We start from the raw sequence: 10976 nt of genomic DNA, 5'->3' as shown, positions 1-10976 counted from the left end.
TTATTTGCGGTGGGCTGGGACCCTTCCATTCAGCAGAGGGTTAAGGGCGGATTGGCCGTAACTCTAACCAAAAAACAAGGTGAAACTAAGGTTTATATTCCTGTAACAGAATGAATAAAATACTTTTTGCGGGCCTGGTATTTTTTATTGCAGCTTTGCCTCTCTGCTCAGCGGCTCAGTCTACATCAACTAATACAAATGATTCGCTAAGTAAATATGGATTGAGCATTAATGGCGGATATTTATTCGCAGTTTCCGATGCGGATTTTACCAGGCATTATCATACCTCGCCTGTTATCGCACTGGCCTTTCAGTATTGGATTCACTCTCTTTTTACCGCTGAGTTTGCTGCCGGATATTCCCGTATGAAAATAATTGACAGGGAGGTATACGCCTTAACCTTCCCTGTTTTAGGTTCAAATGCCGGTCTCCCTTATACAGAACTCGTTGGTTGCGATCTTCGCATTATTTATATGGAAGCGAATGTCAAAGCAAACATGAAAACGATTAAAGGCTGGCAGCCTTATGGTTTACTGGGGGTCACTTACGCGTTTTTAGAAACCAATCCGCTGGATGGATTTGATAAGAAGGGGAACTACCAGATCATACGTAATTATGTTAATGAAAATCCTTTGGGTGTCAACGCGGGTGTTGGCGTAAATTTCAGATTAGATAAACAACTCTCATTATTCGGGCAGGTAAAATATACAACCATCTTTACCTCCCAAATTAGCAAAAATGCCGTCGGCCTTTTGAATGCAGGATTTGGACTTATTGTACATTTCTAACCTTATCTTCAAAACTTCCGTATCATCACAAAATCATTCATAAAATAACCGTCACCAATATCAAAATCGGCAATGCGGTCAATGACAAATCCCATTTTGAAATAGAAATTAATGGCTTTAATGTTTTGACGATTCACTGTTAACTCAATGCTTTGGGGATTTTCCAGTTTTGAAATGAGATAGTTATACAAGTGTTGTCCAATACCTTGCCCGTGCTTTTCTGTATCAACATAAAACTTATGCAAAAAATAATTATTTCCATTCCGGCTTACCGAAGCATAAGCGAGGGTTTCGTTGCTTTCATATACAATAGTAAACTCATGACCATCACTCATTTGCTGCTGAATACTCAGGGGTGAGTACATGCGGTCAAGCATATAGGTGACCTGGTTCATTGTAATGATCGAGGGGTAATGTTTTTTCCAGATTTTATCAGCCAACTGCGCAATAACAGGTATGTCGGAAGGTTCAGCCTTTTTGAATAGCAGTTTCATTATTATTCAGGTAGCTTAACCTTCAATGTAATATCCTTATTCACTTCCGTATCAAGTGAGCTTTTATCCAACACATTTACGATCTCAGCGTGTGTTTGAAAACCCGCAGCCTCAACTTCCATACGGTAAGTACCGGGCGGAAGTATTATTACATAATGACCGTTGGTTTTGTTTGGAAGATAATTGCCATATATCTCCTGTGTTTTATTATCAGTAACAGTGATGAAAACATCCGCAGGGTTCACTTTTTTCTTAGGGTCATAGGAATCAAATACACCCCGTATAACAGAATACTGAGGTTCAACATCATCAAAAGTTACGCGGTAAATATCCAGGTCGCCGATACCCTTTTCACGCAAAGCGGATATATAAGCATAGCGTCCATTCTCAGACATACGCAGGTTCATATCATCCTCAGGTGTATTGATCGGGTAGCCAACATTTTTAACTGCTATCCATTTACGCGCTTCTTCATCGCGGTCAGCTTTAAAGATATCGTAACCACCCATACTTGTATGTCCTTTGGAACTGAAGTAAAGCGTTTTTCCATCGGGTGAAATATTAGGAAAATCCTCATCCTGATTTGTATTAATTTCCGGACCGAGATTCTCCGCTGAACCCCATGATCCGTTAGGAAGAATACGCGACACATAAATATCCACACCACCTATACCACCCGGCCTGTTGCTCGCAAAGTAAATAGCGTCCCCTTCGGACGTGACAGAGGCTGCTATTTCATGACCTTTTGAGTTTACATTGTCACCCAGTATCCTGGCTTTGGTAAATACTTTATTGGCATCGGTTATCGACATGTAAATGTCGCCCTTGCCGTCTTTGAAATAATACAACAGCATTTTATCGCCCTGTCCCGACAGACCTATCACTTCCTCATTGCCATCGCCCAGTGTGATAGGAGGCCCAACAACCTGCGCCTTCGTGTACTGGCCATTCTTAACATTTGAAATAAATATGGTCGGAGGATATGCACCATCTATGTTAACTTCAGTACCTGTTCCGGAACGTTTGGAGTTGAATACGAGAAAGGATTCATCTTTAGGAATGAAGGGGTAATAATCCGCAAAGGGTGAATTAACAGTTAAACCAAGGTTTTCAAATGTCACCTTCAGAGGGAATTTCATTAATTCCTTTGCATTGATACATTCCTGTACCTGTCGGTCAACTTCCTTCAGATTTTCCGGCTTTCCTTTTCCCGCTTCTTTAAAAGCTGTATAGGCTTTAATGGCATCATCAAAACGATAGGCAAAATGGTACGCGCGCCCCATTAAATAACGTGCATTCTGATCAAAATCATTCGTCCGCAAAACTTTTTCTAAATATGGAATAGCCTTGGTTTTATTAATATTGGAGTTCAGGTAGCAGACCCCGATATTATAATTGCATTCCATGTTCCTGGGTTCCTTTTCGAGAATAGTAAGAAAATCGTCCAGGGCTCCTTCATAGTTTCCCCATTTCATTTTCTCTTCAGCCGTTTTGAAATCGGAAAACTTATTCTCGACAGGTTGTTGTGCAAATAAATCTGTGTATGGGAATAAAATAAGTATGAAAAACACTTTAAATATTGGACTGAGCTTCATGTCAATTCATTATTTTGTTGATAATGCTTATAATATATCTGTTATGGTACAATTTCATTGGCATCCATCCAATCGACATTATGATATTAATTTGGTTATACATATAATCAATTTTCTTAAACAAGTATACATGATTTTTTTCAAAAAAAGCAAGGAAAAATAAAACCTATAGAAACAGCATATAATTCAACAGCTAATACCTTCTATACAGCTTTGGGTTCGTCCTGTTTTTATGTGGAAAGTTATATATTTACACAAGAATTAGTCCACTACCATCCCTATTATTTTAAAATATTCACCTTAAACATGATAAAAATCTCTACAAATAACCTGACGCTTACTGCGATTATTCTGATTATAAATAACACTTATAGCCAATTTACATTATCCGGTAATGTAAAAGATAACAGCTCAAACAATATCAACAACGCAAGAGTCATTATTTTTAATGCGGACACTTCATTTTTCAAGGAACAAAGAACAATGAGTACCGGTAATTTTACCTTAACCAATATTCCTGCTGATAATTATACTATAGGTATAACTGCATTGGGAAAGGAGTATAAAACAGGTATAGTTAATGTTAGCTCAAACCAAACAAACCTGAATTATACATTAAATGCCGAAAGTAACAAGGGAGTATGGAACATATTAATGGATTCACCGGAACCACTTGGTGGTACAGATTTAGGTGTTATGCTGGGAAATGGTAAAATATTTTATTGTCATAACTCACAAGACCCATTTCTGTTTAATCCGGATAGTAATACTGTAAGTTACCCAACTGGTGATGTGCAAATTCAGGGTTGTGCAGCTGCAACCCTGCTTCCTGATGGCAGGATGATTTATGCCGGCGGAACCCTACAAGCAGTTTATGGACCGGGGACAAATAAAGTTAAAGCCTATAATCCCGCTTTAAATATCTGGCAAAGTGAGTCAGATATGATTGGATACAGATGGTACCCGACAATGTTACTTTTGCCGAATGAAAAACTACTTATAGTCGGTGGTGGTAATCAAAACAACCCTAAACGAACAAACAGCTCTGAAATTTATGACCCCATCTTAAATACATCTGTTGCCACAGATACCGTTGCTTTAGGCAATGAGGTTTCTCCAGTTATTTCTCTATACAATGGAAAGGTATTAATGACCCATCGTCCGCCACAGCTATTTGATATACCTTCTAAACAATGGAGTTTAACGGGCGACTTTGTTCAGGGTAATCGTATGCCTAATGGAGATCACGCTGATCACGAACTAACACTACTTCCTTATTGTGACGGAAGAGTTATATCAATTGGATATAAGTCATTCAATTCCGGTGTGGTTGGTAACCTGACAGAAATTTATAATCCTGCAACTCAACAATGGTCTCTTGGAGCCAATTATGCTCCTGTACGTTCAAGATGCAAATCAATTCTTTTACCCGACAAAAAGATATTAGTACTTGGCGGCTATAAGGAGGAAAGTACAGATCCGACAAATGTAAACGCATGGGGTTATATGGCTTTAGCAGACATGTATGATCCTGCATCCAATTCATGGAGAAGGCTTAATCCAATGAATTATGCCAGAGAATATCATACTATAGCTACATTAACTGCAGATGGAAGGATCATAGTGGTAGGTGGTGAAGGACAACCTGGAAATGAACCCCCAAAAAGTATTATTGAGGAATTTAAACCACCTTATTGGTTCAAAGGTGTTCGTCCTGAACTAAAAAATATTAGTCAAACAATAATTACCAGAGGGGGACAAATTACTTTTGATATTGAAAAAACAAACGCTCCGACAAGTGTAATTTTAATGACGCTTCCGGCTGTTACGCATTTTATGCATTCAGACCCTATGCGATATGTTGAATTAAAATTTACCCAGCAAGGTCAGCAGATCACTGTATCAATACCGAGTGATTCATTGATTATACCTTCGGGTTTTTATTTTATTACAGCTATGGTTGATGATATACCAGCAATAAGCACAATAATTAAAATCAATGGCACATCATCAAAATCAATCAGCCCTTCCTGTGGAACATTAATGGCTATTGAGGAAACTGAGACAAATGTAAATTCTTTACCCTATCCAATGCCTGTTCAATCAGGTGAAAATGTAAAAATTAATTTTAAAAACAACATTGAAGGTGAAATAATAATAATAATAAGGTGGACAGATATTACCGGCAAATTAATTGAAGATAGAATTATTCATTCTAATGGCAACCTCAATGAAATTAATTGTAATGTGCCGGTGTTAAATAAAGGGATTTATTTTATACAAATAATAACTAATTCATATGGTCTGACCAAAAAGGTAATAGTAAATTAATCGTTTTAAGCCCAACATAACAAAAGAGAGTTAATGATTTGCAATCCCGGTAATTAAAATTTACTATTCCTCCGGAGGAACAATGATCATATCCACCCTCCTGTTTTGCTCCTGTCCTTCCTTGTTTGTATTGGAAGCAATGGGATATTTTGCTCCGTAACCATAGTAATAAATTTCGTACTTCTCTTTAGTTAATTTGGTGCGTAAATAATTATTTACCGCAAGCGCGCGCTGGTAAGAGAGCTTTTCGTTGTAGCTTGTTGTACCAAGACTGTCTGTATGTCCTTCAATAATGATCTGAGAACCGGGGTACTTTAAAATTTCATCTATCAATTGATCGAACTCGGTTTGGGCTTCGGGTTTTAAAATAGCCTTATCAAAACTAAACAATACAGATGATCTTAAACTGAGGTATTTCCCCGCCCCGATCGCCGCGATCGCGTCAATATCGGCACCAGGCCAGTAACCGTGGCAGTCATCGCCGAGATCGGTTAAACGAACATAATTGAATACTTCACCTGGTTTAACCGAATCACCTATATCAACACTTGCTTTACCCCCATTGATCTTTCCTACGTTTAACCATTGTTTCCCGTCTTTTGATATAGCCAATTCAGTAGTTTCAATGTATTTGCCCACTTCAAATATATACAGGTCGGGACCGTTTATGTTTATAAGGGCATTATCAGTAAAGTGAATAACCAGGGAACCCTTACAACCCAATGTAAGAAAACCTTCATCCGTACCGGTGAAATCGGAAACTCCTATAGCCCGGGAAGAATCTAACGCGCCCGGAATGGCGCGGGGCTTACCATGTTTAAAACTTATCACTTCATCGGCAAAGGAAATATCGCCAAGCGGCAGATAAACCTGTTTCCCATGTCCGTCGGAGTAGTATTTACCCGTTTTTGTATCAACTTGCGCGCAGCAGAAGGAAACGGATAAACAGAAGGCCATATAGCAGTACTTCAGCATACATCAAAGTACCGAATTATTTGCTGATCTTAAAAATAGGTTGAAAAACCAAATTGGATACCGGCGGTCCTTGATGACGGATTTCCCAACAGGTCCGTTTCCCAATGATACCTGTAATTAAAGCGCACAACAGTGAGCTGAGAAGGACGAAAACTGATGCCCGGAACAAGAGCAATAATGTGATCTGAAATATTCTCCCCTGTTTCTTTAAAAATTCCCACATTATAATCAGCGTACTCTGTTCGGAAGGCTATATTTAAAGTGCTCTTTTCCCATCCTAACATTTTACGTTTAATAATTGGCTGTACAATATCCAAAAATCCGCCCTGCTGTTTATTTCCAAACTGCTGCGTATATGTTACAGGGACATCTATCATCGCCCATACCCATTCGCCATTAATGTAGGTATTGATATGGGATATAGTTGTATTGAAATCGATCGCGAACAGATCCACTCTTCTTCTCGCGTCAAGCTGCAAGCCGTCCTCCATAAATTTATTATAAATACCACCCATCCATGATATACCTACCTCCCCTATTTTTCTGTGCCTGATAGCAGTTTTAGCGGTAACAAGAGGCACTCCGTTAAAACTTTCATCAAACCGTTCTGTATTTTGTTTGCTTGAAGGAAGCCAGGTCCGGTTCTTGTCATTGGCAATTATTGTATTATCAAAACCATTTGTTAAATACGCCTCATAGGCCCAGACCCATTTGTTGTAGGCATATTTTCCGAAAACACCAAAACCTGCGTTACTCCACGTAGAGGGAATGATAGTGGTAGCAGAGATCGGACGGTCTATAAATTCCCACTTTGGTCCATCATGGTTTTGGTTGAACGCGCCTATAGGATTTAAGATAACCCCACCTCTGAGATTAAAGAACGGATGTAATTCAATATCCATTGAAGCGAACTCGATCCCGATCTCCCTTCCTCCTTCTTCAAATTCGATCTCCGATAGAAATTTTATCCGTTTTTTAATTGTTGAAGAGATAAAAACAGAAAGCCGCGGAACCCGGAATGACAATCCTTCCGACACACCATCAGTTCCGGAATAGCTGCTGTTCGCCTCAAGGTATCCTCCGATCGATACAGGTAATTTATCCATTTGCAGGAAAGGACGATTATAGATCGCGTCCATATTCATATGTAACTTACCTGTGTCGGCAGGAATACGTTTAATAAGGGAAGAATCTGTTTGAGCCAATGAAGTACCGGTAAAGGCTGTAAGAGTAAAAAATAAGAGTGTTCGGTTCATTTTAAGATAGTTGTAAGTAAATATTCGTTTCATCACTGGTTACAGGAAATGATCTTAACTTCTGATCGGCCGGCCCCTGGATAATCTCTCCCTTATTGTTGAATTCACTATTGTGGGCCGTACATGTAATAATATCACCATTAACACTTAATTCCACACCCTGGTGTGTACACTTCATGAATAATCCTGTATAGGAAGTGTCGGAATTACGGTAGACAACAATTGGAAAATCCAATTTATCAGTTTTTACAATAAGGTATTTACGGAAATTGGTTATATCGTTTTTAAGAACAATAAACTCTGTTTTAGCTACGCGTATCATATTGTTATTCACAACACCCTGAACGTAATGAGTGGGACTGCAGCTTTCTGTAAAAACAGATATGCCTATCAGGCCAAGACAGGAGCCGCCACATAATTTTAAAAAATCCTTCCGTTCCATTTTTTATAAGCTTTCGAGAAATTTTATAAGATTTTGTTTTTCTGCTTCACTTAGCTGGTTGTACAGATCTTTACTCTTTTTAGCCTCACCATCATGGTATTTAATTGCCTCATCAATGCTTGTGGCACGTCCATCATGAAGCAGAAAGTATTTTCCACCCTGGGAATTTTTGGATAAACCCAGTCCCCATAATGGAGGCGTTCTCCATTCACTGGTCTTAGCCACTCCTTCCGTATAATTATCATCTAAATCACTCCCCATATCGTGAAGTAACAGGTCTGTATAGGGATAAAATGTTTTATTGCTCAGGGCGCCTATATCGGAGAACGGCGTGGTCCATTGCTGAACATGACAATTGGCACAACCTGTATTTATGAATAATTGCTTTCCGGCAATAACTGCAGCATCAGCCTGGTTACGTTGAACAGGAGCCTTTAATGTGCGTAAATAAAAAACAACATTAAGCACATTCGAACTTTCAACCTCTGGTTCCGAAACGTTGTCGGCATAAATACCTTCTATGCCGTTTATTCCCGGTTCATAGGGAGAGTATTCAGAAGTAATCCCCATATCCTGGTTATAGGCGTTCACCGTCTGGTGCAGGAGGTCGATGGCTGCTGCCTTTTTGCCAAAACGCCCAATGTATTTTCCTCCGACCGACTGGTGATACCATTTAGGTGTAAAAAATGATGGAGGAGCAATGTAATTTGGAACACCTGAAATGCCATCACCGTTATTGTCGTTCGGATCGGCGTTTGAAAGTATCTGTGCATCGGTTAAAGCTTCTAAAAATCCTAATCCTGTATTTGCGGGTGGTGTGAATTTCGCAGATGATGCTCCCGCAGGTATTTGTTCAGGAGCATATCCGGGGATGGACCTGTTTTGTAGTTGCGGCGCTCCGTATTGCAGGTATTTATTCCCGGTAGTATCCGATTGCCCGAACCGGGTAAGCGTTGTAAATGGATGCCCCTTACCGTCTCCGGCATGACAACTGCCACAGGATGTAGCCACAAAATAAGGTCCCAGACCTTTTTCGGGAGAGAACACTTCATCGTTGAATGCAATATCACCGGCCAGGAACTGCGCGTTCTGTGAATTGCTGAGTCCGTCTACCGGACCATCTAGGATTTCATCATTATCCGGAGTTTTGGGCAGCATCTTTTGACAGGCGATCAGGCCAATAATAGCCAATGACAGGGCTGCTAATACAAGATTTTGTTTCATCGGAGAAGGTTTGTTTTCAAGATTATTATTTAATCAGTTTTAAATTATTTTTAGACTAATCTAAATTTTAATTATGGCAAATATAAAAACAATTATTATATTTGTACATCTTTTTAGCATAAAAATTATGAATTCGCTCACCGAAGAAAACTATATCAAGGCGATATACAAGCTCTGTGAAAAGAGTAGGGAAGCCATAACAACCAATGCTATCGCAGACAAAGTACATACAAAAGCGGCATCGGTAAGTGATATGCTGAAAAAATTGTCGAAAAAGAAGCTTATCAATTACCGTAAATACCAGGGTGTTACTTTAACAACGAATGGGGAAAAGATTGCATTGGACATTGTCCGCAAACACCGGCTGTGGGAATTATTTCTTGTTCAGAAACTGAATTTTAAATGGGATGAAGTACATGATATTGCCGAACAGCTCGAACATATTCAATCGGATGAATTGATCAGGCGGATAGACAAGTTTCTTGATTACCCCCGGTTCGATCCGCATGGAGATCCTATTCCGGACGAGAAAGGGAAGCTGCATATACAGCAATCTAAATTGATGTCGCAGATCAAAAAGGGAAAATACTGTATTATAATAGGAGTTGTAGATCATTCTCCCGCCTTCCTGCGCTACCTGGATAAAACCGGATTGGAGCTGGGAAACGAATTAAAAATTGAGGATCGGGTGGATTATGATCAGAGTATATTCATTCAATTAAAAAACAAACAATCAACACACATCAGTCATGATGTAGCTAAAAATATTCTTGTACTTGAAAAATGACAACCAAAAAGGATAGATCATTATCGGAAGTACATGGCAGTGTAAACACAGATCTTAAAAAAGGTGGGTGGAAAAAGCTGTTCGCTTTCTTAGGTCCTGCATACCTGGTGAGTGTTGGATACATGGATCCCGGTAACTGGGCAACTGATATTGCCGGTGGCAGCCAGTATGGATATAAACTCATTTGGGTGCTGTTGATGAGTAACCTAATGGCATTACTGCTGCAAAGTCTCAGTGCCCGGTTAGGGCTTGTGGCTGGCCGTGATCTGGCACAAGCCTCACGTGACAGCTATCCTCCCTTTGTAAATTTTTGCTTATACATTCTTGCCGAAGTGGCCATAGCTGCCTGCGATCTGGCTGAAGTATTAGGAATGGCCATAGGGTTACAACTTTTATTTCATATCCCTATATTAGCGGGGGTTTGCATTTCTGTATTGGATACTTTTCTGTTATTATTCCTCATCAACTTTGGAATAAGAAAAATAGAAGCATTTATTTTAAGTCTCGTAGCGATCATCGGCCTTTCTTTTTTTGCCGAAATGCTTTTTGCGCAACCCGATCTGGCAGAGATTGCCACTGGCTTTATACCTTATCTTCCGGATTCAAACGCGTTGTATATCGCCATTGGAATAATCGGGGCCACTGTAATGCCGCACAATTTATACCTGCACTCTTCCCTGGTTCAGACACGCGCGTTCAGCCGGAATACTGCATCTATCAAACAGGCAATAAAATTCAACATTGTCGATTCCACTATTGCGCTCAACATGGCTTTTTTTGTAAACGCAGCCATATTGATACTTGCCGCATCAGCTTTTTACCGTAACGGGCTTTTTGGCGTGTCGGAGATACAGGACGCGCATAAATTTTTAGAACCCATGCTTGGAACACGGTGGGCGCCGGTATTGTTTGCTGTTGCCCTGATAGCAGCGGGACAAAGTTCAACGATAACAGGTACGCTGGCGGGACAAATCATAATGGAAGGATATCTGAACCTCCGCATCCAGCCCTGGATGAGGAGACTTTTAACCCGTTTAATAGCGATCGTACCGGCATTCATTGTTATTTATTTAAATGGTGAAAG

The 10976-nt window shown here is 39.8% G+C and carries 10 protein-coding genes; 4 read left to right on the top strand and 6 right to left on the bottom strand.

Going from position 1 to position 10976, the window contains the following annotated elements:
* The first annotated feature begins 110 nt into the window (after nucleotides 1-110).
* Nucleotides 111-788 carry an outer membrane beta-barrel protein gene (locus tag HYU69_13575; protein MBI2271368.1) on the top strand — a complete coding sequence of 226 codons (678 nt, stop codon included), beginning with the start codon at nucleotides 111-113 and terminating at the stop codon, nucleotides 786-788.
* Between the two features lie 8 nt (nucleotides 789-796).
* On the opposite strand, the gene HYU69_13570 is transcribed toward HYU69_13575, so the two are convergent.
* Nucleotides 797-1282, bottom strand: coding sequence for a GNAT family N-acetyltransferase (locus HYU69_13570; GenBank protein MBI2271367.1), 486 nt, complete (start codon nucleotides 1280-1282; stop codon nucleotides 797-799).
* Between the two features lie 2 nt (nucleotides 1283-1284).
* Complete coding sequence (locus HYU69_13565) at nucleotides 1285-2877, bottom strand: PD40 domain-containing protein (GenBank protein MBI2271366.1); 1593 nt, start codon at nucleotides 2875-2877, stop codon at nucleotides 1285-1287.
* 306 nt (nucleotides 2878-3183) lie between these two features.
* Here HYU69_13565 and HYU69_13560 point away from each other — a divergent pair, with 306 nt between their 5' ends.
* A complete protein-coding gene (locus tag HYU69_13560) occupies nucleotides 3184-5208 on the top strand; it encodes a DUF1929 domain-containing protein (GenBank protein ID MBI2271365.1) in 2025 nt (674 codons plus the stop codon).
* 63 nt (nucleotides 5209-5271) lie between these two features.
* Here the strand turns inward: HYU69_13560 and HYU69_13555 are convergent, their stop codons facing one another.
* From HYU69_13555 to HYU69_13540, 4 genes are read right to left on the bottom strand one after another with little or no spacing between them, the layout of a single operon-like run.
* A complete protein-coding gene (locus tag HYU69_13555; protein MBI2271364.1) occupies nucleotides 5272-6165 on the bottom strand; it encodes an OmpA family protein in 894 nt (297 codons plus the stop codon).
* A 47-nt stretch (nucleotides 6166-6212) separates the two neighbouring features.
* Entirely contained in the window at nucleotides 6213-7439 is a 1227-nt protein-coding gene (locus HYU69_13550) for a hypothetical protein (GenBank protein MBI2271363.1), read from the bottom strand.
* A gap of 1 nt (nucleotide 7440) precedes the next feature.
* Nucleotides 7441-7881, bottom strand: coding sequence for a Rieske (2Fe-2S) protein (locus HYU69_13545; GenBank protein MBI2271362.1), 441 nt, complete (start codon nucleotides 7879-7881; stop codon nucleotides 7441-7443).
* A gap of 3 nt (nucleotides 7882-7884) precedes the next feature.
* A complete protein-coding gene (locus tag HYU69_13540; GenBank protein ID MBI2271361.1) occupies nucleotides 7885-9105 on the bottom strand; it encodes a c-type cytochrome in 1221 nt (406 codons plus the stop codon).
* Nucleotides 9106-9232: 127 nt separating this feature from the next.
* Between HYU69_13540 and HYU69_13535 the strand changes: the two genes are divergently transcribed.
* Complete coding sequence (locus HYU69_13535) at nucleotides 9233-9892, top strand: metal-dependent transcriptional regulator (GenBank protein MBI2271360.1); 660 nt, start codon at nucleotides 9233-9235, stop codon at nucleotides 9890-9892.
* Nucleotides 9889-10976 (top strand): Nramp family divalent metal transporter (locus tag HYU69_13530; GenBank protein ID MBI2271359.1); only part of this gene is annotated, 1088 nt, incomplete at its 3' end. The genes HYU69_13535 and HYU69_13530, both read left to right, overlap by 4 nt.

The organism is Bacteroidota bacterium (assembly GCA_016183775.1).
Classification (GTDB): domain Bacteria; phylum Bacteroidota; class Bacteroidia; order JABDFU01; family JABDFU01; genus JABDFU01.
This window is presented reverse-complemented; position numbering and strand designations above follow the sequence as displayed.